The sequence below is a fragment of the Pseudonocardia sp. HH130629-09 genome, from assembly GCF_001294645.1.
In the GTDB taxonomy this organism is placed as follows: Bacteria; Actinomycetota; Actinomycetes; order Mycobacteriales; family Pseudonocardiaceae; genus Pseudonocardia.
The window spans coordinates 1,928,796-1,950,456 of sequence record NZ_CP011868.1 but is presented as its reverse complement, the minus strand read 5'-3'; the positions used below and the strand labels follow the sequence as shown (position 1 = coordinate 1,950,456).

21 protein-coding genes are annotated in these 21,661 nt (G+C 75.6%); 12 read left to right on the top strand and 9 right to left on the bottom strand.

The window, feature by feature from the left end; genetic code table 11:
* Positions 1–5: 5 nt before the first annotated feature.
* Positions 6–620 carry a VOC family protein gene (locus XF36_RS08845; protein WP_060711616.1) on the bottom strand — a complete coding sequence of 205 codons (615 nt, stop codon included), beginning with the start codon at positions 618–620 and terminating at the stop codon, positions 6–8.
* 42 nt (positions 621–662) lie between these two features.
* Here XF36_RS08845 and XF36_RS33185 point away from each other — a divergent pair, with 42 nt between their 5' ends.
* Both XF36_RS33185 and XF36_RS08835 read left to right on the top strand, forming a co-directional pair.
* Entirely contained in the window at positions 663–2,525 is a 1,863-nt protein-coding gene (locus tag XF36_RS33185; RefSeq protein ID WP_060711615.1) for a bifunctional adenosylcobinamide kinase/adenosylcobinamide-phosphate guanylyltransferase, read from the top strand.
* Complete coding sequence (locus tag XF36_RS08835) at positions 2,522–3,346, top strand: adenosylcobinamide-GDP ribazoletransferase (RefSeq protein ID WP_060711614.1); 825 nt, start codon at positions 2,522–2,524, stop codon at positions 3,344–3,346. The genes XF36_RS33185 and XF36_RS08835 overlap by 4 nt, the downstream gene beginning before the upstream one ends.
* Positions 3,347–3,362: 16 nt before the next feature.
* On the opposite strand, the gene XF36_RS35165 is transcribed toward XF36_RS08835, so the two are convergent.
* Both XF36_RS35165 and XF36_RS35160 read right to left on the bottom strand, forming a co-directional pair.
* On the bottom strand, positions 3,363–3,638 hold the full coding sequence (locus XF36_RS35165; RefSeq protein WP_145981310.1) for a hypothetical protein: 276 nt from the start codon (positions 3,636–3,638) through the stop codon (positions 3,363–3,365).
* A gap of 44 nt (positions 3,639–3,682) precedes the next feature.
* Positions 3,683–4,063: an FAD-dependent monooxygenase gene (locus XF36_RS35160; RefSeq protein WP_349675547.1), complete on the bottom strand. Its 381-nt coding sequence runs from the start codon at positions 4,061–4,063 to the stop codon at positions 3,683–3,685.
* A 197-nt stretch (positions 4,064–4,260) separates the two neighbouring features.
* Here XF36_RS35160 and XF36_RS32930 point away from each other — a divergent pair, with 197 nt between their 5' ends.
* The gene (locus XF36_RS32930) at positions 4,261–4,671 is read left to right on the top strand and encodes an Lrp/AsnC family transcriptional regulator (protein ID WP_060711611.1); all 411 of its coding nucleotides are present in this window, start codon (positions 4,261–4,263) and stop codon (positions 4,669–4,671) included.
* 215 nt (positions 4,672–4,886) lie between these two features.
* On the opposite strand, the gene XF36_RS08815 is transcribed toward XF36_RS32930, so the two are convergent.
* From XF36_RS08815 to XF36_RS08805, 3 genes are all read right to left on the bottom strand, one after another.
* Entirely contained in the window at positions 4,887–6,008 is a 1,122-nt protein-coding gene (locus tag XF36_RS08815) for a branched-chain amino acid aminotransferase (RefSeq protein ID WP_060711610.1), read from the bottom strand.
* A 63-nt stretch (positions 6,009–6,071) separates the two neighbouring features.
* Positions 6,072–7,199 (bottom strand): glycine cleavage system aminomethyltransferase GcvT, encoded by a 1,128-nt coding sequence (gene gcvT, locus XF36_RS08810; RefSeq protein WP_060711609.1) that lies wholly within the window; start codon positions 7,197–7,199, stop codon positions 6,072–6,074.
* A gap of 19 nt (positions 7,200–7,218) precedes the next feature.
* Entirely contained in the window at positions 7,219–8,577 is a 1,359-nt protein-coding gene (locus XF36_RS08805) for an amino acid permease (protein WP_145981308.1), read from the bottom strand.
* A gap of 215 nt (positions 8,578–8,792) precedes the next feature.
* On the opposite strand from XF36_RS08805, the gene XF36_RS08800 reads away from it, so the two are divergent.
* Positions 8,793–10,301 carry a leucyl aminopeptidase gene (locus tag XF36_RS08800; RefSeq protein ID WP_060714538.1) on the top strand — a complete coding sequence of 503 codons (1,509 nt, stop codon included), beginning with the start codon at positions 8,793–8,795 and terminating at the stop codon, positions 10,299–10,301.
* A 6-nt stretch (positions 10,302–10,307) separates the two neighbouring features.
* On the opposite strand, the gene XF36_RS08795 is transcribed toward XF36_RS08800, so the two are convergent.
* Positions 10,308–10,880 carry a hypothetical protein gene (locus tag XF36_RS08795; RefSeq protein WP_202968494.1) on the bottom strand — a complete coding sequence of 191 codons (573 nt, stop codon included), beginning with the start codon at positions 10,878–10,880 and terminating at the stop codon, positions 10,308–10,310.
* A gap of 80 nt (positions 10,881–10,960) precedes the next feature.
* Between XF36_RS08795 and XF36_RS08790 the strand changes: the two genes are divergently transcribed.
* Complete coding sequence (locus tag XF36_RS08790; protein WP_060711607.1) at positions 10,961–11,809, top strand: SDR family NAD(P)-dependent oxidoreductase; 849 nt, start codon at positions 10,961–10,963, stop codon at positions 11,807–11,809.
* A gap of 12 nt (positions 11,810–11,821) precedes the next feature.
* On the opposite strand, the gene XF36_RS08785 is transcribed toward XF36_RS08790, so the two are convergent.
* The gene (locus XF36_RS08785) at positions 11,822–12,235 is read right to left on the bottom strand and encodes a hypothetical protein (protein ID WP_060711606.1); all 414 of its coding nucleotides are present in this window, start codon (positions 12,233–12,235) and stop codon (positions 11,822–11,824) included.
* 201 nt (positions 12,236–12,436) lie between these two features.
* On the opposite strand from XF36_RS08785, the gene lpdA reads away from it, so the two are divergent.
* The 5 genes from lpdA to lipB all read left to right on the top strand — a co-directional run bounded on the left by lpdA (position 12,437) and on the right by lipB (position 18,700).
* Positions 12,437–13,828 (top strand): dihydrolipoyl dehydrogenase, encoded by a 1,392-nt coding sequence (gene lpdA / locus XF36_RS08780; protein ID WP_060711605.1) that lies wholly within the window; start codon positions 12,437–12,439, stop codon positions 13,826–13,828.
* 54 nt (positions 13,829–13,882) lie between these two features.
* Positions 13,883–15,676: a 2-oxoglutarate dehydrogenase, E2 component, dihydrolipoamide succinyltransferase gene (gene sucB, locus XF36_RS08775; protein WP_060711604.1), complete on the top strand. Its 1,794-nt coding sequence runs from the start codon at positions 13,883–13,885 to the stop codon at positions 15,674–15,676.
* Positions 15,677–15,814: 138 nt separating this feature from the next.
* Entirely contained in the window at positions 15,815–16,705 is an 891-nt protein-coding gene (locus tag XF36_RS08770) for a TIGR01777 family oxidoreductase (protein WP_060711603.1), read from the top strand.
* Complete coding sequence (locus XF36_RS08765) at positions 16,702–17,967, top strand: NAD(P)/FAD-dependent oxidoreductase (RefSeq protein WP_060711602.1); 1,266 nt, start codon at positions 16,702–16,704, stop codon at positions 17,965–17,967. Before XF36_RS08770 ends, XF36_RS08765 begins: the two co-directional genes overlap by 4 nt.
* 10 nt (positions 17,968–17,977) lie before the next feature.
* On the top strand, positions 17,978–18,700 hold the full coding sequence (lipB, locus tag XF36_RS08760; RefSeq protein WP_060711601.1) for a lipoyl(octanoyl) transferase LipB: 723 nt from the start codon (positions 17,978–17,980) through the stop codon (positions 18,698–18,700).
* Between the two features lie 16 nt (positions 18,701–18,716).
* Here lipB and XF36_RS08755 read toward each other — a convergent pair whose 3' ends face one another.
* Positions 18,717–19,649: an LLM class F420-dependent oxidoreductase gene (locus XF36_RS08755; RefSeq protein ID WP_060711600.1), complete on the bottom strand. Its 933-nt coding sequence runs from the start codon at positions 19,647–19,649 to the stop codon at positions 18,717–18,719.
* A gap of 82 nt (positions 19,650–19,731) precedes the next feature.
* Between XF36_RS08755 and XF36_RS08750 the strand changes: the two genes are divergently transcribed.
* Together XF36_RS08750 and lipA are read left to right on the top strand one after the other, a co-directional pair.
* Positions 19,732–20,658: an SDR family NAD(P)-dependent oxidoreductase gene (locus XF36_RS08750; RefSeq protein WP_082375276.1), complete on the top strand. Its 927-nt coding sequence runs from the start codon at positions 19,732–19,734 to the stop codon at positions 20,656–20,658.
* Entirely contained in the window at positions 20,655–21,659 is a 1,005-nt protein-coding gene (gene lipA / locus XF36_RS08745) for a lipoyl synthase (protein WP_060711599.1), read from the top strand. The genes XF36_RS08750 and lipA overlap by 4 nt, the downstream gene beginning before the upstream one ends.
* Positions 21,660–21,661 lie beyond the last annotated feature (2 nt).

The window sequence follows — 21,661 nt, the reverse complement described above, 5'->3', positions numbered from 1 at the left end:
CCTGCTCAGAGCACGAGCGGCCCGCCGGGCAGGTCCAGGACGGCCTGCAGCGACGGCGTCTCCCCCGCGACGACCTCGGCCTCCCCGCCCGCGCCGAGCGCGTCGAGCAGCGCTGTCACCCGCTCCAGTTCGGGATGGGTCAGGCGCAGCGTCCGCAGGCTCGCCGGGACCGGGAGGTCGGCGGCCGGGTGCCGGGTGGTGCCCCAGTCGATGAGGAACGGCAGCACCCCGCCCGCGTCGTCGGGCGGGAACGCGAGCCGCCACGCCAGGAGCGTGCCGTCCGGGCGTCTGCGGGACATCTCCCGGGCCGGTCCCGGGTCGTGCCCGGCGGCGCGGGCCGCGGCGAGCGCGGCGTCGAGGTCCTCGACGCGCACCGCCCAGGTCACCAGGGCGGGCGCGGTCAGGGTGTCGATCCGGAACGGGCGCGGTGCGCCCGGCTCGTCCTGGGCGGGGTCGGGGCCGACGACCTCCAGGTAGCGGCCCGGCCCGATCCCGGCCAGCCGGTTGCGGGTGCCGACACCGACGTGCGGCCCGCCCTCGATCGTGTGGAGATGACGTCCGGCCAGGTCAGCGGCGGTGTCGTCGACGTCGGGGGTGGCCAGGACCAGATGATCGAGCACCTTCGCGACGCTACCGGGGACCGGTAGGACACGATGTGCGGCGTGACTCCTCCCGTCGAACTGCGGACACTCGTCCTCGGGGGCACGCGCTCCGGCAAGTCGCGGCACGCCGAGGTACTGCTCGAGGGGCTGCCCGGCGACGCGGCGGTCCGCTACCTGGCGACCGGTCGGCGGATCCCCGGCGACACCGACTGGGACGCCCGCATCGCCGCGCACGCCGCCCGGCGCCCCGCGCACTGGACCACCGAGGAGGTCGTCGGCACCGAGCTGGCCACCGCGCTCGCCCGGCCCGGCCCGGTGCTGGTCGACGACCTGGCGACCTGGCTGACCGGTGTCCTGGACGACGCCGGCGCCTGGGCCGCCCCGGTCGTGCCCGCCGGCGTCGACGCCGCCGTCGACGGGCTGGTCGCCGCGGTCGCCGCCGCGCCCGGGCCGCTGGTGCTGGTCTCCGCCGAGACCGGGCTGGGCGTCGTGCCGGACACCCGCGCCGGGCGGCTGTTCCGCGACCGCCTCGGCGAGCTGAACGCCGCCCTCGCGCGGGTGTGCGACGACGTCGTGCTGGTGGTGGCGGGGCGGGCGCTCGCGCTGCCCCCGGGTGGCACCGCCGGGACTCCGGCCGTCGCTCCGGCCCCGGTCACCGAGGTCCCGGCAGAAGAGGTCCCGGAGCCCGAGGTCCCCGTTGCCGGGGCCGCCGGGGCGGAGGTCGCGGATCCCGCCGGCGACGTCGCCGGCACCCCGGCCGGGGTGCCGGGTGCGGTCGTCCCCGCGACCGGAGCCGCCGCGGGCGCCGTCGCCGGGGCCGCGCCGACGCCCGACTCGGTGTCGGAGTCCGACGTCGAGATCGTCCCGGTCGCCGTCGGACGGCCGGACTCCCGCAGCCGCCGCGAGGCCGTCGCGCTGGTGGACGGGCTCGCGATGCCCACCGGTGGGCTCGGCAGGCTGGGTGAGCTGGGTGTGTGGCTGGCCTCCTGCCAGGGCACCTGCCCGCCGCAGGCCCCGGTGCGCGCCCGGGTGGTGCTGCTCGCCGCCGACCACGGCATCGCCGCGAACGGTGTCTCGGCCTACCCGCCCGAGGTGTCCGCGGTGCGGGCGACCGCCGCCGCGGCCGGACGGCTGCCGGTGACCGTCGCCGCGCGGGCCGCCGGGGCGACCGTGCGGGTCGTCGACGTCGGGCTGGTGTCCGGGGCCGAGGGTGCCGAACCGGGCTGGCTCGTCGCCCACGGCACCGGCCGGATCGACCGCGAGGACGCCCTCGACGGTGAGCGCGCCACCACCGCCTGGCTGACCGGGCGCCGGCTGGCCGACGCCGAGATCGACGCCGGGGCGGACCTGCTGATCCCGGCGACGCTCGCCGTCGGCGTGACGACCCCGGCCGCGACGCTGGTCGCGGCCGTGACCGGGGCCGAGCCGGTCGCCGTCGTGGGGCGGGCGTCGGGGATCGACGACCGCGCCTGGATGCGCAAGGCCGTCGCGATCCGCGACGCGCTGCGCCGGGCGCGTCCGCACCTGCGCGATCCGCTGGCGCTGCTGCGCACCGTGGGCGGCACGGACCTGATCGTGCTCGCCGGTTTCCTCGCCCGGGCCGCGGAGCGGAAGGTGCCCGCGGTGCTCGACGGTCTGGCGGTCGGCGCGGCAGCGCTGCTGGCCGACGAGCTGGCCCCCGGGGCGAAGGACTGGTGGGTCGCGGCGCAGCCGTCGACCGAACCGGCCGCGACGCTCGTCCTGGAGCACCTGTCGCTGGTGCCGCTGCTGGACCTGGCGGTGCGCACCGAGGACGGCACCGCCGCGGTGACGGCGCTGCCGCTGGTGGTGACCGCGGCGCGGCTGCTCGCCGAGACCGGGACGGCGCGCGACACCGGCGTCGTGCCGGGCGACGTGATCGCGGCGGCCGGCGCCGGGCGGTGAGCGGACCCCGGCCGGGTCCCCTCGCCGGACTCGCGCTGGCGGTGAGCTGGCTGACCGTCGTGCCGGCCCGGGTACGCACCGCCGACGACGGCGCGCTGCCCGACGGCGTCGCCGCGGCCGCTCTGCGCTGGGCGCCGCTGGTCGGTGCCGGGCTCGGCGTCGCGGGCGGGGCGCTGCTCACCGGTCTGGTCACGGCCGGGGTGTCCCCGCTGGTCGCAGGCCTGCTCACGGTCGGGGCGGGTGCCCTGGCGACGCGCGGGATGCACGTCGACGGCATCGCCGACACCGCTGACGGTCTGGGCAGCTACGGCCCGCCGGAGCGGGCGCTGCGGATCATGGCCGACGGCGGGGCGGGACCGTTCGCCGTCGTCACGCTGCTGGTGGTGCTGGGCGCCCGCGCCGCGGCACTCGCCCAGCTGGTGGCCGCGCCACCGGTCGTCGTGCTGGTGGTCTGTGCGCTGGCCGCGGCGACCGGGCGCGCCGGGTTCTGCTGGGTCGCGCGCCGCGGCACGCCCGCCGCGCGCCCGGGTGGTCTCGGTGCGACGGTCGCCGGGTCACAGCCGGTGTGGGTCGCGCCGCTGTGGTGGGCCGGGCTGGCCTCGGCCGCCACCGTGACGCTGGCCGCGACGGGACCGGCGGGCACCGTCGTGACGACGGCGGCCGTGCTGGGGGCGGTCCTGCTCGCGGCGCTGCTGGTGGTGGTGCTGGCCCACCACACCCGGCGCCGGTTCGGCGGGATGAGCGGCGACGTGCTGGGCGCGGCCTGCGAGGTGGGCGGCACCGCCGTCCTCGTCGTGCTGGCGGCCGCGGTCCCGGGCTGACGGGCCGCCGAGCGGGTCACCGCGGTTCCCCGAACCAGCGGCCGAGGGCGACGTCGAGGGTCGAGGGGTCGCCGGCCCAGCAGACGTGGCCGTCGGGCCGGACCAGCAGGGCGTCGGTGTCGGCGCCCCGGCCGGCGCGCCGGATCCGGCCGCTCCAGCGGCGCTCCTGCTCGCCGTAGTGGTCCCGGGGATCGACGAGCACACCACGACCGGCGCGCAGGAGCTCGTGGAGCCGGGCCGGACCGAGGTCGACGTCGGGGGCGGGACGACCGACCAGCGGGTGCTCTCCCACGCCGGGCATCGGATAGCGGACGGCCCGGCCGGAGAGCGTCTCGGTCAGCCTCCGACGCACCTCCGGCAGCGCTGCCAGCTCGACGACGAGGTCCCGGGCCGCCGTGACGCCGGGGATCCGGTGCCGGCCCAGTCCATCAGCAGGCTCTGGGCCGCGACGTTGCGCAGGACCGCGGCGCCGACCGGGTGGCGCTCCTCGTGGTAGGTGTCGAGCAATCCGGGCCCGGCCCAGCCGTGCACGGCGGCGCCGAGCTTCCACCCGAGGTTCATCGCGTCCTGGATGCCGGTGTTCATGCTCCGGGCGCCGAGGGGCAGGTGGACGTGGGCGGCGTCGCCGGCCAGGAACACCCGTCCGTGCCGGTAGCGGGCCGCCTGGCGGGCGGCGTCGGTGATCCGGTAGGCGTAGCCGGTCTCCAGCAGCTCCACGGCCGACCCGTACACCGCCCGCAGGCCGTCGCGGGGCCGCGCCCGCGGCCCGCCCAGGGCCAGGCGGTGCAGCGGGCGCCCCGAGCGGACGGTCGCCCGGCGCTACACCCGGCTGCGCTCGACCGGAACGATCCGGGTCGTGGGCCGCCCGGCCGCCGGCGCGACCGGCGCTCTGGAGTGGTTCCTGCGCGTGCGCTGTGCGCTGTGCGCCGTCCGCCGCCGTCGCCGTCGCCGTCGCGGAGGCACTCGCGCGGCGACCGGACACCTCGTGGGTGATGCTCACCTCGGGCGGTACCGAGATCGTGTGCGCAGTGCGCGCCGAACACGACACCGACAGCGAGACGTTGCTGCTCGACCGGCTCCCCCGCACATCACGGGTGGAGGCCGTGAGCGCGCACTCGGTGCTGCACACCTTCTACGGCGGCGCGGAGAGTCCGGTGGCCAAGCTCGGGCCGCTCGACGCAGCTGCCGCCGCCCGCCTGCGACCCGCACCGCCGAACGGACCGGGCAGGCCCATCCGCCTCGACGACGGCGACCGCGAACTCGTCGCCGCACTGGCCGACGACGGACGCAGCACCTACGAGCAGCTGGCCGCACGCACCGGCTGATCCGCCTCGACCACGGGCCCGACGAACCTGTGCGCCACGGTGCTCTGCGCCGACCAGCAGGGGGTCTACCGATATCTGACCGAGCAGGTCGCGACGCTGCCGTCCGTCGCCCACGTCGAGACGGCGCCGGTGATCCGGATCGTCAAGGAGGTCGGCGGCGGAACCGTGCCACGGGCACGGCCCCACCACTGGACCGCTCCGCCCGACTGCGCGTCTCAGACCGACGCGGAGGCCGGCACCAGCGTGTGCATCCAGCCGTGCGGGTCCGGGGCCGCACCGCGCTGGATCGCGGTCAGCGCGTCACGCAGCTGCAGGGTGACCGGGCCGGGCTCACCGTTGCCGATGGTCACCTCGCCGCCGCTGTGCTTGACCGTCCCGATCGGAGTGATCACCGCGGCGGTGCCACAGCCGAACGCCTCGGTCAGCACGCCGCTCGCGGCACCACCGAGCCACTCCTGGCCGGAGATGCGGCGCTCGACCACGGACATCCCGAGGTCCTCCGCCACGGTGATCAGCGAGTCCCGGGTGATGCCGGCGAGCACCGAGCCGCGCAGGTCCGGCGTCGCGATCTCGACCGAGCCGTCGTCGCCGCGGAAGACGAAGAACAGGTTGTTCGAGCCCATTTCGTCGATCCACTGGCGCTCCTCGGCGTCGAGGTAGGCGACCTGGGCGCAGCCGTGCTGGGCGCCGACCGACTGCGGCAGCAGCGACGCCGCGTAGTTCCCGCCGCACTTGGCGGTGCCGGTGCCGCCGAGGGCCGCGCGGGTGTACTCGGTCTCCAGCCACACGTCCATCGGCTGGACCCCACCGGCGAAGTACGGCCCGGCGGGCGAGGCGATGACCGCGTAGAGGTACTCCGACGACGGCCGCACCCCCAGCCCGATCTCGGTCGCGATCATGAAGGGCCGCAGGTAGAGCGAGTCCTCCCCGCCCGCCTCGGGCACCCACTCGGAGTCCACGGCGAGCAGCTCGGACAGTGAGGCGAGGAACAGCTCCTCGGGGAGCTCTGCCATCGCGAGCCGGCGCGCGGAGCCGGCGAACCGGGCGGCGTTGGCGTCGGGGCGGAACGAGGCGATCGAGCCGTCGGGCTGGCGGTAGGCCTTGAGCCCCTCGAAGATCTCCTGCCCGTAGTGCAGGACCATCGACGACGGGTCCAGCGTCAGCGGGCCGTAGGGCACGACCGCCGGGTCGTGCCAGCCGGTCCCGGCGGTCCACCGGATCGTCACCATGTGGTCGGTCATGTACCGGCCGAAACCAGGGGCGGCCAGTACGTCGGCGCGCCGCTGGGGGGACGCCGGGGCGGGGTTGCGGGTCACGGAGAACTTCGGCGCGCTCATGACACGAACGGTATCCCCGGCGTCCATCCGGCAGACAGTCGGATTCCCGACCATCGGAACGGGTCACCGCACGTGGGAGGGCACCAGGGGCGGCTTCACGACCTCCACCGGCAGCGCACGGCCCCGGACGTCGATCACGAGCGTGTCCCCGACGGCCACCTGCGGTGCGGTGTCGACCAGGGCCAGCGCGATGCCGGTGCGCAACGTCGGCGAGAACGTCCCGGAGGTGACGACGCCGACCGGGTCGCCGCCCTCGCCGTCCAGGACGGCCATGCCCGCCCGCGGGACACCGCGCCCGGTCGCCCGCAGCGCACGCAGCCGCCGCGCCGGGCCCGCCGCGCGCTCGGCCAGCAGCGCGTCGCGGCCCCAGAACGCGGGCTTGTCCCAGCCGACCGCCCAGCCGCTCCCGGCCTGCACCGGGCTGATCTCGGTGGACAGCTCGTGGCCGTGCAGCGGGTAGCCCATCTCGGTGCGCAGGGTGTCCCGCGCGGCGAGCCCGCAGGGCCCGCCGCCGACCGCGCGGACGGCGTCGAGCAGGGCGTCCCACATCGCGGGGGCGGCCCCGGCGGCGAGGACGACCTCGTAGCCGAGCTCGCCGGTGTAGCCGGTTCGGCAGATCCGCACGCCGCCGTCGCCCAGGCCGCCCTCGATGTCGGTGAAGGCCATGTAGTCCAGCCCGGCGACGGCGTCCCCCGCGGCACCGAGGGCCGCGACCAGCGCCTCGCGGGACCGGGGGCCCTGCACCGCGAGCACCGCGAGCTCGCGGTGCCGGTCGGTGATCACGACCCCGGGCGGGGCGTCGGCGGCGAGCGCGGAGACGATCCGGGTGGAGTTCGCGGCGTTCGGGACGAGCAGCAGGTCGTCGTCGGCCGCCAGGTACACGATCATGTCGTCCTCGACGCCGCCGCGGGCGTCGCAGGCCAGGGTGTACTGGGCCCGGCCCGGGCCGATGCGGCCGAGGTCGTTGGTCAGGCAGGCGTTCAGGTGCGCGGCCGCCCCCGGGCCGGTGACCGGGACGGTCCCGAGGTGGCTGACGTCGAACAGCCCCGCCGTCTCCCGGACCGAGGTGTGCTCGGCGACGGTGCCGCCCGGGTAGGAGATCGGCATCGACCATCCCCCGAACTCGCCGAGGGTGGCGGCGAGGGCGACGTGCCGGTCGTGCAGTGGGCTGGGCAGGAGCTCGTCGGTCACGCGCCCGACCCTATCGGCCTCAGGCCGCCTGCTCCTCGGGATCGGTGCGGCGCACGGGTTCCTCGGCCGCGGCACGGGCACGGGAGCGCGCGGTGACCGCGCAGAGCAGCCAGCCGGCGGCGAGCGCCCCGACCGTCGCGAGCAGCGGCCACAGCGGCATCGCCGCGGCGACGACCAGGCACCCCACCCCACCGGCGACGGCGACGACCGCCGCCCGCACCGGGCGCCCCGGCAGCCGGAGCACCGCGGCGTGCACCACCGCGTGGTGGACCAGGGCCGCGACCACGGTGACCACGATCGCGGTCGTCGCGGACAGCAGCAGGGTCATCGCCAGGGTCAGCGCCCCCAGCGTCAGGTCGGCCACCCACGGCGTGCCACGCGACCCGCCCCGCCCCAGGAACGCGGGCAGCTCCCCCTCGCGGGACAGCCGGGCGGCCCCGGCCGCGGCACGCGAGAGCGCACCGAGCAGCGCGGCGACCGTGGCGGCGGCGGCCCCGATCCGCACCAGCACCCCGACCTGGGCGCTGCTGCTGGTGTCCATCAGTGCGGCCAGCGGAGCCGACGCCGACGCCAGCCCGGACGCGCCGAGCCCGCGCAGCAGCGCCGCCGACAGCAGGAGCAGCAGCAGCGTCGTGATCATGACCGCGAGCGCGGGGGCCCGGCGGATCGCCCGCACCGGGTCACGCAGGCCGCCACCGAGCTCGGCGACGCGCGACAGGCCGGTGAAGGCGAGGAAGACGAACCCGGCGGCCGCGAGCACCCCGAGCGGGCCCGGTTCGATCGCGGCCTGCAGCGTGGCGACGGCCGGGTCGTCGGGCGTCCCGGCGCCGTCGCCGGCGATGCCCGCCCCGGTCGCCGCGGCGGGCATCGCCGAGGACAGCACCGCCTGCGGCCCCTCCGAGCTCAGGCCCACCGCGATCGCGACGGTCAGGGCGAGCAGCGTGCCCACCACCAGACCGCGCGCGGCGCCGTGCGAGATCCGCACCCCGAAGGCGTTCACCGCGACGACGGCGAGCACCGCCACCACCGCGATCGTCACCGGCTGGGTCGGCAGCACGTAGGCACCGAACACCAGTGCCGCCGCCGACCCGGCGGCGACCCGCGAGGTCACCCGCGCGACCGCCCCGAGCCGCAGCGCCGGGGCGGGCAGGTCACCGCGGGCCAGCTCCGGACCGGCCGGGCGGGCGAGCGACAGGTGCGCGGTCGAGGCGACCACGCCGAGCGCGAGCAGCGCGGCGAGCAGCACCCCGAGCGGGAACCAGGTTCCCGCCGACGCCGCAGCGGACCCGAGCGCGGCGTACAGCCCGGTACCGAACGTCGCCGCGAGGGCGACGACGACCGCGGTCACGGTCGGCATCCGGTACGGGGGGCGAGGCACCCGTTCACCCTCCCATCCACCCCTGTGCCGCGCGGCGCCGCGGGGGTGTCATTACCATTTCGGTCCGGTCTCGTCGTCCACCCCGCCACCCGGCTCCCCACCCGCCCGGCGCACAGGACACGCGCACCGGCCACGCAGGGTGAGATCGGGCGAGGCGGAACCACTCGTCCGATACCCACCGTTCCCGTCCGACCCGAGGAGTGCCACCCGTGCCGATCGACGTCCCGACCCTCCCCCAGACCGCCGCGCACAGCGGTGCCGAGACGGAGGCGGTAGTCGACGCCGTCGTGGTCGGTCTGTACGCCCCCGCGGCCGACGCCGCCGACGGCACCGGCCCGGCCCTGGCCGCGGGCGCCGACGGCGTCGACACCGCGTTCTCCGGGGAGCTGCTGGAGCTGCTCACCACCGTCGGCGCGACCGGCAAGGCCGAACAGGTCGTCTCGCTGCCGACCCGCGGAGCGCTGTCCGCGCCACGGCTGGTCGCGGTCGGTCTGGGCCGCCCGGCCGAGGGACCGAAGGCGTCCGAGGCGGTCCGGCGCGGCGCCGGTGCCGCCGCCCGCGCGCTGGCCGGGACCGGCTCGGCGCTGAGCACGCTGTCGGCGGTCGACGCCGAGGCCGCGGTCGTCGGCGCCGTCCTGGGCGGCTACCGCTTCGACCGGCACCGGACCTCGACCGACGCCGCGGCCGCCCCGGTCGGCAGCTGGTCGTTCACCGGCACCGACGACCGGTCCGTGCAGCGGGCGACGCTGGTCGCCGAGGCCGTCGTCACCGCGCGGGACCTGGTCAACACCGCGCCGAACGTGCTGGTCCCGGAGACCTTCGCGGCGCACGCGGTCGCCCTCGGCGAGCGTGCCGGCCTGGTCACCGAGGTCCTCGACGACGCGCAGCTGCGGGAGAACGGCTACGGCGGCATCACCGGCGTCGGGAAGGGGTCGGCGAACCCACCGCGGCTGGTCCGCCTGACCTGGAACGGCGGCGCCGCCCCGTCGAAGCGGGTCGCGCTCGTCGGCAAGGGCATCACCTTCGACACCGGCGGCATCTCGCTCAAGCCCAACGCCGGCATGGCCGACATGACCTCGGACATGGGCGGGGCGGCCGCGGTCGTCGCGACCGTCGTGCTGGCCGCGAAGCTGGAGCTGCCGGTCACCGTGACCGCGACCGTGCCGATGGCGGAGAACATGCCGTCGTCGACGGCGTACAAGCCCGGCGACGTGCTGACCATGTTCGGCGGCACCACCGTCGAGGTGCTCAACACCGACGCCGAGGGACGGCTGATCCTCGCCGACGCGATCGTCCGCGCCGCCCAGGACGACCCCGACTACCTGGTGGAGACCTCGACGCTGACCGGCGCGCAGCTCGTCGCGCTCGGCATGCGCACCGCCGGGGTGATGGGCTCCGACGAGCTGCGCGACCGGGTCGCCGCGCACGGCACCGCCACCGGCGAGGACGCCTGGGCGATGCCGCTGCCGGAGTACCTGCGCAGCGAGCTCGACTCGCGGGTGGCCGACATCAGCAACGTCAGCGGGCAGCGGTTCGCCGGGATGCTCCTGGCCGGGGTGTTCCTCAAGGAGTTCGTGCCCGCCGGGCTCCCGTGGGCGCACATCGACATCGCCGGGCCGTCGTTCAACACCGGCGGGCCACGCGGCTACACGACCAAGGGCGGCACCGGTGTCCCGGTGCGCACCCTGCTGGCGTTCCTGGAGGACGTGGCCGCGAACGGCTGACCTGCCTCAGCGTTCCTGCAACGCGTCCAGCGCGACGGCGAACGCGGCGGCCAGGCGGAAGTCGACGCGCGGGTCCGGGACGGCGACGTCGTAGGAGTCGCGCAGCGACCACCGCCGGTCGCTGCTCATCAGCAGGGTGCCGTCGGCGTCGTCGGTGACGTCGAAGTGGTACGGCAGCGGCAGGTTCTCCGCGACCCGGCGCAGCAGCGCGACGCCCAGGCTCCGTTCGCGCCCGGTCGCGGCGATCCCGGGCGCGGTCAGCGTCCAGGTCGAGCGCAGCAGGCTCGCCCCGAACCGCTTGCCGAAGGTGCCGATCACCTGGCCGTGCTCGTCGAACACGTCGTGCTCGGCGCGGACGTCGAGGCGTTGGCGGGCGCGGAAGGAGAACACCGCGCGGGAGCGGCTGTCGTCGGACCAGAAGGTGACCTGCTCCCTGAAGGCGAACCGCTTCTGCTGGGCGAACGCCATGAGCGCCCCGGCGCTGCCGTCGGGGTTCGCGGCGTGCACGTCGTAGCGGTTCACGCCGAGGGTGATCCGCTGGCGGACGAGGAACCGGGGCAGGTGCATCGCGGCGGTCACGGGTCCGGAGTCTGGCCCTGCCGGGCACCGGCCGCGACACCGGGCCGGGGGTTACCGACGGGTAGGGCATACTGCCGCGCATGAGCCGGCAGCGTCGTCGACACGAGGTCCCCGCGCACTCGCCCCTCTCCGCGGTGGTCACCGGCGCGGCCCGCGGCATCGGCGAGCAGATCGCCCGGGAGCTCGTCGGGCGCGGCTACCGGGTGCTGGTCACCGACCTCGACGAGGCAGCGGCACGGGCCACCGCGGCCCGGATCGGGGCGGCCGCCGGCACCGCCTGCGACGTCACCGACCCCGCAGCGTCCGCGGCGGCGGTGGCCCGGGCCCGCGAGCTCGCGCCGCTGGGCGCCTGGGTGAGCAACGCCGGCGTCGGGTTCGACGGCACCGTCACCGACATCGCCGAGGACCGGGCCCGCGCGCTGGTCGAGGTCAACCTGCTGGGCCCGATCTGGGGTGCCCGGGCCGCGGTGACCGCGTTCCGCGAGCAGGCCGACGCGGGGACCACCCGGGGCGGCGAGATCGGGGTGACCGTGTCGCTGTCCGGCCTCGGGCCGGTACCGGGACTGTCGGTGTATGCGGCGTCGAAGGCGGGCGCGCTGTCGGTGGTGTCCGCGCTGGCCTCGGAGGTGCGCCGGGAGGGCATCGGGGTGCACGCGGTGTGCCCGGACGGAGTGAACACCGAGCTGCTGCGGTCGATGACGCCCGGCGGCCAGGGCCAGGCGCTCGTGCGGTCCGGGGTGCTGGTCACCCCCGAGCAGGTCGCGACGGCGCTGGTCGGGATGTTCGGGACCGGCCGGGTCTACCGGACGCTGCCCGCCTGGCGGGGTGCGCTGCTGCGGCTCACCGCGCTGGCGCCCGGGCCCGCGCTGCGCCTGGAGCCCGCGATGCGCGCGCTCGGCGAGCGCCGCGCCCGCTCACTGCGTCCCTGACCCGGGGCCGGGTCAGGCGTCGCGGTCCTTGGCCCGCAGCTCGCGCAGGATCCGCTCCTCGCGCTCGCGCTCGCGCTTGCGCAGGGCGCGGTCGCGGGCGTCGTGCTCGCGCATCCGGTTCGGGTAGCCGACGAGCTGCACGTCGTAGATCGGCATCTGCAGCGACCGGGCCAGCTTCTTCGCCGCGTTCGGGCTCGCGACCCGCCTGCGGGTCCACTCGCCGTCGTGCGCGACGAAGACCACGGTCGTCTCCGTCACCGTGGTGCGGGGCTCGACGAAGGCCTCGACCCCGATCCGGGCGGCCGACCACACACGCAGGTGCGCCTCCCCCTCCGCGTACGCGCCACGCCTCCCCCCGGAGCCGGATCCCCGGCCGGACCTGGCACCCGACGGTCCCCGTGACCGGAACAGGTCGAGCAGACCCATGCGCGTCATCCTCTCCTCGATCCGGTCCCACCCCTACGAACCGGACACGGTAGCTCCAGGTGCCCAACGAACGGGATCAGCGTTTTGCTCCCGACACCCCAGTGGCGCAGCCGCGACCGGATGACAAGATGGTCGCCGCGTAGCGGGGTCCCGTCCGGCGGAGCCGGTCCACCGGCGGTGACCCCCGGAGGGAGCTGATCGGTGTCCGACCCGGGCGCTCGTTCCGCCGACCTGGTGATCCTGGGTGGCGGCTCCGGTGGCTACGCCTGCGCGCTGCGGGCCGCGGAGCTGGGCCTGTCGGTGGTCCTGGTCGAGAAGGACAAGCTCGGCGGCACCTGTCTGCACCGCGGCTGCATCCCGACCAAGGCGCTGCTGCACGCGGCCGAGGTGGCCGACCACGCCCGGGACGGCGCGCAGGTCGGCGTCCGGTCCACCTTCGACGGCGTCGACATGGCCGGGGTGAACGCCTACAAGGACGGCGTGGTCTCCCGGCTGTACACGGGCCTGCAGGGCCTGGTCACCTCCCGCGGGATCACCGTGGTGCCCGGCGCGGGCACCCTGGAGGGCCCCGGCACCGTCCGGGTGGGCGACGAGCGGATCACCGGCCGCCACGTCGTGCTCGCCACCGGCTCCTACGCCCGGTCGCTGCCCGCCCTGGAGCTCGACGACCGCATCGTCACCTCCGACGCCGCGATCTCCCTCGACGAGGCCCCGCGCCGGGTCGTGGTGCTCGGCGGCGGCGTGATCGGCGTCGAGTTCGCCAGCGTCTGGCGCTCGTTCGGGGCCGAGGTCACGGTCGTCGAGGCGCTGCCGCGGCTCGTGCCCAACGAGGACGAGTTCTGCTCGACCCAGCTCGCGCGGGCGTTCCGGCGTCGCCGGATCACCACCCGCACCGGGGTGCGGCTCGCGACGGCGACCCGCAGCGGCGACACCGTCACCGTGTCGCTGGAGTCCGGCGAGGAGATCGAGGCCGACCTGCTGCTGGTCGCGGTCGGCCGCGGCCCCAACACCACCGGTCACGGCTTCGCCGAGGCCGGCGTCGCTATGGACGGCGGGTTCGTGACCGTCGACGAGCGGCTGCGCACCAACCTCGACGGCGTGTACGCCGTCGGGGACGTCACCCCCGGCCTGCAGCTCGCCCACCGCGGCTTCGCCCACGGGATCTTCGTCGCCGAGGACGTCGCGGGGCTGGCGCCCCGCCCGGTCACCGACGACGGCATCCCGCGCGTCACCTACTGCGACCCCGAGGTCGCCTCGGTCGGGCTGACCGAGCAGGCCGCGCGGGACCGCCACGGCGAGGTGCACACCCTGACCTACGACCTGGCGGGCAACGGGAAGTCGCAGATCCTGAAGACCTCCGGGGCGGTCAAGCTCGTCGCCGAGGGGCCCGCCGGACAGGGCGGACGCATCCTCGGCGTACACATGGTGGGCTCCCGGATCGGGGAGCTCGTCGGGGAAGCGCAACTGGTCTACAACTGGGAGGCTCTGCCCACCGACGTCGCCGCCCTGATCCACGCCCATCCCACGCAGAGCGAGGCCCTCGGAGAGGCCCACCTCGCACTGGCCGGGAGACCGCTGCACACCCACGGCTGATCCCGGCCCCCACGACCCGAACACCCACGCGGAACAAGAGGAGCTCCACCCGACATGGCCGTCACCGTTGAGATGCCCGCCCTGGGCGAGAGTGTCACCGAGGGCACCGTCACCCGCTGGCTCAAGGCCGAGGGCGACACCGTCGAGGTCGACGAGCCGTTGCTCGAGGTCTCGACCGACAAGGTCGACACGGAGATCCCGTCGCCCGCCGCGGGCGTGCTGAAGCGCATCATCGCGGGCGAGGACGACACCGTCGAGGTCGGCGGCGAGCTCGCCGTGATCGGCGACGCCGACGAGGCCGACGCCGCCGGTTCCGACTCGTCCTCCGAGAAGGCTTCCTCCGAGGAGCCCGCGGAGACCGAGCCCGAGCCGGAGCCCGAGCCGGCCGAGGAGGAGGCCCCGACGCCGTCCTCCGGTGGCTCGTCGTCCGGTGGGGGTTCCGGCACCCCGGTGACGATGCCCGAGCTCGGTGAGTCGGTCACCGAGGGCACCGTGACCCGCTGGCTCAAGCAGGTCGGCGACGCCGTCGAGGTCGACGAGCCGCTGCTCGAGGTCTCCACCGACAAGGTCGACACCGAGATCCCCTCGCCGGTCGCGGGCACCGTGCTCGAGCACACCGTCGCCGAGGACGAGACCGTCGAGGTCGGCGCGCAGCTCGCGCTGGTCGGCGACGGCTCCGCCGCCCCGGCGCAGGACGAGGCGCCCGAGCAGGAGAAGGCGCCCGAGAAGAAGGAGGAGCCGACGAAGGAGGCTCCGAAGGCCGCTGCGCCGAAGGCCGAGCACCCCAAGGCCGAGGAGAAGCAGGAGAAGGCCCCGGCCGGCTCCGAGGACTCCCCCACCGGGAGCATCGAACCCTCCTCGAACGGCTCGGGTTCGGGCGAGAAGCCCTACGTGACCCCGCTGGTGCGCAAGCTGGCCCAGGAGCACGGCGTCGACCTCGACTCGGTCACCGGCTCCGGCGTCGGCGGACGCATCCGCAAGCAGGACGTCCTCGCCGCCGCCGAGCAGGCGAAGGCCCCCGCGAAGGAGACGCCGGCCGCCGCGTCCGCCCCGGCGGGGCAGTCCGCCTCCGGAGGCGCGCCGACGACGCCCCAGGCCGTCCCGACCCGCGCGGACGACGCGCCGGAGCCGGGCACCACGGTCAAGCTCCCGCGCCTGCGTCAGGTCATCGCGCAGCGGATGAACGAGTCGCTCGCCACCTCGGCGCAGCTGACCACCGTCCAGGAGGTCGACCTCACCCGCATCGTCAAGCTGCGGAACCGGGTCAAGGAGGACTTCAAGCGCCGCGAGGGCGCCAACCTCACCTTCCTGGCCTTCATCGCCAAGGCGACCATCGAGGCACTCAAGGCGTACCCGTCGCTGAACGCCTCCATCTCCGAGGACAACAAGCAGGTCACCTACCACGGCTCGGTCCACATGGGCATCGCCGTGGACACCCCGCGCGGCCTGCTCGTCCCGGTGATCAAGGACGCCGACGACCTGTCGCTGGCCGGGATCGCCAAGAAGATCGCCGACGTCGCGGCCCGCACCCGGGCCTCGAAGATCGGCCCGGACGAGCTGTCAGGCGGCACCTTCACGATCACGAACATCGGGTCCGCCGGCGCGCTGTTCGACACGCCGATCATCAACCAGCCCCAGGTCGCCATCCTGGGCACCGGCGCGATCTCGAAGGAGCCGAAGGTCGTCACCGGCCCCGAGGGCGACGACGTCATCGCCGTCCGCTCGGTGTGCTTCCTGCCGATGACCTACGACCACCGCCTGGTCGACGGCGCCGACGCCGGCCGCTTCCTGTCCGCGGTCAAGGCCCGTCTGGAGGAGGGCGCCTTCGAGGCCGAGCTCGGCCTGTAGGCACCCCGTACGACACACGGCGGCCCGTCCCGGTTCCCCCGGGGCGGGCCGCCGTCGTCACCGTTCCGGGTGACCGGTGACGACGGTCGCGGTATGTCCGGCTCGCGCGTCCGCCCGGGACCGGGAAGGATCTCCGCCGTGCGAGTCGTCGTGGCCGGTTCGTCCGGACTCATCGGAACAGCCCTGGTCGCCCACCTGAGGGGCGCGGGGCACGAGGTGCTGCGCCTGGTGCGGCGCACCCCCGCCGCCCCCGACGAGCGCGGCTGGGACCCACCGGCCGGCACCCTCCAGGACGGCACCCTCGACGGTGTCGACGCGGTCGTGAACCTCAATGGCGCCGGCATCGCCGACCGGCCGTGGACCGGCGCCCGCAAGCAGCTGATCCGCGACTCGCGCAACGTCCCCACCGAGGTCCTCGCCGAGGCCGTGGCCCGGCACCGGGTCCCGGTGCTGGTCAGCGGCTCGGCCGTCGGCTACTACGGCGACACCGGCCAGGTCGTCGTCGACGAGTCCGCCCCGTCGGGCTCGGGGTTCCTCGCCGACGTCTGCCGCGACTGGGAGGCCGCCACCGCCCCCGCCGGGGACGCCGGCGCCCGGGTGGTGCTCGTCCGCACCGGTCTGGTCCTGTCCCCGTCCGGTGGCCTGCTCGCGATGCTGCGCCCGCTGTTCAAGGGCTTCCTCGGCGGGCGGATCGGCAAGGGCACCCAGTACATGCCCTGGGTCTCGCTCGACGACCAGGTCGCCGCGATCCGGTTCGCCGTCGAGACCGAGTCGCTGTCCGGCCCGGCGAACGTGACCGGCCCGGTACCGGTCACCAACGCCGAGTTCACCAAGGAGATGGCCGCCGCCGTCGGGCGTCCCGCGCCGTTCCCGGTCCCCGGCCCGGTCATCTCCACCGTGCTCGGCGAGATGGGCCGCGAGATGCTGCTCGGCGGTCAGCGGGCGGTGCCGGCGGCGCTGCTCGACGCCGGGTTCCAGTTCCGCCACCACACCATCGGCGACGCGCTCTCTGCCGCGGTCGGGTCATGACCCCGTCCGGGGTCGACGTCCTGGTGGTCGGGGCGGGCCTCGCCGGCCTGCGCGCGGCCACCGTCCTGCACCGGAGCGGGCTGACCGTGCGCGTGCTGGAGGCCGCCGACCGGGTCGGCGGCCGGATGGCGACCGACGTCGTCGACGGGTTCCGCTGCGACCGCGGGTTCCAGGTGCTGAACAGCTCCTACCCCGCGCTGCACGCCGCACTCGCCCCGCACGGGCTCGACACCCTGGGCGCGCGGGCGTTCGAGTCCGGGGCCGCCGTCCGGGCCGGCGACGGCGAGCTGCACCGCTTCGTCAACCCGCTGCGCCGGCCCGCGTCCGCCCCGGCCACCGCGCTGGACGACCTGTTCGGCCCGATCGACAAGGCCAAGCTCGTCGCGTGGACGGCGAAGGTGCTGGCCTCGCCGCCGTCGCGGACCGCGACGCTGGTCGGCTCCTCCGCCGCCCAGGACCTCGACGCCGCGGGCCTCGGCGGTGCGGTCACCGACCGGTTCCTGCGCCCCTTCCTGTCCGGGGTGCTCGCCGAGACGGCGCTGGAGACCTCGACCGCGTTCGTGCGGCTGGTGTGGCGCAGCTTCGCCCTGGGCACGATCGTCGTCCCCGACGACGGCATGGAGGCACTCCCCCGGCGCCTCGCCGCGGCCCTGCCCGAGGGCACGGTGACGCTCGGGACCCGGGTGCACGCCGTCCGCGGCGGGCCCGCGCCCGAGCTGGACACCGACGGCGGCACCCTGTCGGCGCGCGCGGTCGTCGTCGCGGCGGACCCGCGGACGGCCGCCGCGCTGCTGCCCGGGGTCGCCGAGCCGTGGATGAACGCGCTGACCACGTTCTTCCACGTCCCGCCACAGGCCCCGACGGCCGCTGCGCTGCTGCACCTGGACGGCACCGGCGGGCCGGTCGTCAACACGATGGTGCTGACCGCGGCCGCGCCGGGCTACTCCGCCGACGGGCGCCCGCTGGTGGCGTCGTCGATCGTCGGGACCCCGGGATCCACCGGGCTCGACGAGCCCGCGGTGCGGCGCGAGCTGGCCCGGATCTGGGGGGTCGGCACCGACGACTGGCTGCACCTGCACACCGCCCAGGTCGACGAGGCGCTGCCGCTGTTCGAGGCGGGTCGCCCGGTCCGCCGCGACGTCGACCTCGGGGAGAACATGTTCGTCGCGGGCGACCACCGCGACACCCCGTCCACCCAGGGGGCGCTGGTGAGCGGTCGCCGGGCCGCGCAGGCCGTCCTCGCCCGGCTGGGTGCGGCGTAGGCTCGCCGCCATGGCCGCTCCGCACCTGTCCTGCCGCGCCCGCACCGACGACGTCCGGGTCGACCGGCTCGGGCGGGTGGAGTACCGGGCGGCGTGGGACACCCAGAAGGCGCACGCCGAGGCCCGCAAGAACGGCGGGCCGGACGTGCTGATGCTGCTGGAGCACCCGCCCGTCTACACCGCGGGCCGGCGCACTCGGCCGGAGGACCGGCCCACCGACGGCACGCCGGTCGTCGACGTCGACCGGGGCGGGCGCATCACCTGGCACGGGCCGGGGCAGCTCGTCGGCTACCCGATCGTCGCCCTCGGCGAGCCGATGGACGTCGTGGACTACGTCCGCCGTCTGGAGGAGGCCCTCATCCAGGTCTGCCACGACCTCGGCGTCACCGACGCCGGCCGCGTCGAGGGGCGTTCCGGCGTGTGGCTGCCCGCGCAGGGCTTCACCCCCGAGCGCAAGGTCGCCGCGATCGGCGTCCGGATCGCCGGCGGGGTCACCCAGCACGGCTTCGCGATCAACTGCGACGCCGACCTGGGCGACTTCGGCAGGATTGTGCCGTGCGGGATCGCCGACGCCGGTGTGACCACGCTGAGCGCGGAGCTGGACCGTGCAGTGACCGTCGACGAGGTCGCCGGCCCGGCGGCCGCCGCCGTGCTGGACGCGCTCGACGGGCGGCTGCCGGTGACCGAGCACCCGGTCGTCCGCCAGGTCGACCTGATGTCCGGCCTGGGCTGACCCCGGCCCCGGTGCCTCAGGTCAGCTGCGGCATCACCGTCGCGGCGAAGTCCTCGATGTGGGCGAGGTCGGCCAGGTCGAGGATCTGCAGGTAGAACCGGGTCGTCCCGGTGACCTCCGACCACCGGCCGAGCTGGTCGACGACCTGGCCGGGTGTGCCGGCCAGGCAGTTCTCCCGGACCTCGGCGGCGTCGCGGCCGACCGAGGCGGCGCGACGCTCGACCTCGGCGTCGTCCTTGCCCAGGCACAGCATCTGCGCCGTCGACCAGGTCAGCGTGCCCGGGTCACGCCCGGCCGCGGTGCAGGCCTCGCGGACCCGCCCGAACTGCTCGGCGACGGCCTCGGGCTGCTGGAACGGCACGTTGAACTCGGTGGCGAACCGGGCGGCCAGCGCCGGGGTCTTCTTCTTCCCCATCCCGCCGACGATCACCGGCGGCGCGTCCTGCACCGGGCGCGGCAGCGCCGGGGAGTCGGTGATCGTGTAGTGCTGCCCCTGGTGGGTGAAGCGCCCGCCGAGCGGGGTCGCCCACAGCCCGGTGAGGATCTCCAGCTGCTCGGTGAGGATCTCGAAGCGCTCGGCCAGCGGCGGGAACGGGATGCCCAGTGCCCGGTGCTCGGCCTCGAACCAGCCCGAGCCGAGCCCGACCTCGATGCGGCCGCCGGACATCTCGTCGGCCTGCGCGACGGCGACGGCGAGCGGGCCGGGCAGCCGGAACGTCGCGCTGGTCACCAGGGTGCCGAGCCGGATGCGCTCGGTCTCACGGCCGAGCGCGGCCAGGGTCACCCAGGCGTCGGTCGGGCCGGGCAGGCCGCTGCCGTCGCCCATCGCGAGGAAGTGGTCGGAGCGGAAGAACGCGTCGTACCCGGCGTCCTGCGTGGTGCGGGCGACCCGCAGGAGGTCGGTGTATCGGGCGCCCTGCTGGGGCTCGGTGAAGATCCGGAAGTCCACGGACGCCGACGCTAGCTGCCCGGCCCGGCGTCCGCCCGGCCGCCGTCGTATCGCTGTCGGGGTCTGCCGCTACGGTGCCGCCGTGCAGTCCTTCCCCGACCTGAGCGGCCGTACCGTCGTCGTCACCGGCACGACCTCCGGCCTCGGCCGCGCGCTGGCGGCGCGCTTCGTCCGCGCCGGGGCGCGGGTGCTGATGACCGCCCGCGACGACGCGCGGGGCCGGGCCGCGGCCCGCGAGGTGGGCGGCGAGCTCGTGCTGCTCGACCTGGCCGACCTCGCCTCGGTGCGGGCCGCGGCGGCCCGGATCCGCGAGCGCACCGGGGACCGGCTGGACGTGCTCGTGAACAACGCGGGCGTCGCGGTGGGGCCGCGCAGCGAGACCGCGGACGGGTTCGAGCTCCAGATCGGCACCAACCATCTGGGCCCGGCCGCGCTGACCTGGCTGCTGATGCCCGCGCTGTGCGGCGCCGGGGACCCGGAGCGCCCGTCGCGGGTGGTGTCGACCTCCAGCATCGGGCACCGCAGCGCCCGTCTCGACCTCGACGACCTGGACTGGCGGCGGCGCCGGTACTCCCCGGTGTTCGCCTACGGCGCCTCGAAACTGGCGAACCTGCTGTTCGCCGCCGAGCTGGACCGGCGGCTGCGGCTGTCCGGGCAGCCGGTGCTGTCGGTGGCGGCCCACCCGGGGATGACGGCGTCGCAGCTGCTGGCGAACTCCTACCGGCGTGCGGGCGGCGGCGGCCTGCGGGCCCGGGTGCTGCTCGCCGCCGAACGGCTGGTCGTGCAGCCGGTGGAGGACGGCATCGCCGCGCAGTGGGCCGCCGCGACCGGGCCGGTGCACGGTGGGGACTACCTGGGCCCGTCCGGTCCCCTGGAGGCGCACGGACCGGCCGGTCCGGCCCGCCGGTCCGCTGCCGCGCAGGACCCGGTGCTCGCCGCCCGGTTGTGGCCGGTCACGGCTGCTGCGACCGGCATCACACCCGACCCCGGGCGTAGGCTGGGCGCGTGACCATCGCACCCGAAGGCCGCAAGCTCCTCCGCCTCGAGGTCCGCAACAGCGAGACCCCGATCGAGCGCAAGCCGTCCTGGATCCGCACCCGCGCCAAGACCGGTCCGCAGTACACCGAGCTGAAGGGTCTCGTCCGCTCGGGCGGCCTGCACACGGTGTGCGAGGAGGCCGGTTGCCCCAACATCTACGAGTGCTGGGAGGACCGGGAGGCGACGTTCCTCATCGGCGGGGAGCAGTGCACCCGTCGCTGCGACTTCTGCCAGATCGACACCGGCAAGCCGGCCGACCTGGACACCGACGAGCCGCGCCGGGTGGCGGAGTCGGTGCAGCAGATGGGGCTGCGCTACTCCACCGTCACCGGTGTCGCCCGCGACGACCTGGACGACGGCGGCTCGTGGCTCTACGCCGAGACCGTCCGCAAGATCCACGAGCTGAACCCGGGGACCGGCGTCGAGCTGCTGGCCCCCGACTTCAACTCGATCGACGACCAGCTCGTCCCGATCTTCGAGTCCCGCCCCGAGGTGTTCGCGCACAACCTCGAGACCGTCCCGCGGATCTTCAAGCGGATCCGTCCGGCGTTCCGGTACGACCGGTCGCTGGAGGTCATCGGCAAGGCGCGCGCGTTCGGTCTGGTCACCAAGTCGAACCTGATCCTGGGCATGGGCGAGACCCCCGAGGAGGTCACCTCGGCGCTGCAGGACCTGCACGACGCGGGCTGCGAGATCATCACGATCACCCAGTACCTGCGCCCGACCAAGCGCCACCACCCGGTGGAGCGCTGGGTCAAGCCCGAGGAGTTCGTGGAGCACTCGAAGGCCGCCGAGGAGATCGGCTTCGCCGGTGTCATGGCCGGTCCGCTGGTCCGCTCGTCCTACCGGGCCGGCAGGCTCTACGCGCAGACCGTGGCCCACCGCGGCGAGGAGCTCTCCCCCGCTCTGGCGCACCTGGCCGACTCCGGCCCGGCCGCGCAGGAGGCAAGCTCCCTGCTGGCACGCAGCTGACA

Coding starts and splice junctions, on each gene's coding strand:
- XF36_RS08815 (WP_060711610.1), bottom strand. CDS start 6,008: ATGAGCGCGCCGAAGTTCTCCGTGACCCGCAACCCCGCCCCGGCGTCC.
- XF36_RS08790 (WP_060711607.1), top strand. CDS start 10,961: ATGAGCCGGCAGCGTCGTCGACACGAGGTCCCCGCGCACTCGCCCCTC.
- XF36_RS08785 (WP_060711606.1), bottom strand. CDS start 12,235: ATGGGTCTGCTCGACCTGTTCCGGTCACGGGGACCGTCGGGTGCCAGG.
- sucB (WP_060711604.1), top strand. CDS start 13,883: ATGGCCGTCACCGTTGAGATGCCCGCCCTGGGCGAGAGTGTCACCGAG.
- XF36_RS08765 (WP_060711602.1), top strand. CDS start 16,702: ATGACCCCGTCCGGGGTCGACGTCCTGGTGGTCGGGGCGGGCCTCGCC.
- lipB (WP_060711601.1), top strand. CDS start 17,978: ATGGCCGCTCCGCACCTGTCCTGCCGCGCCCGCACCGACGACGTCCGG.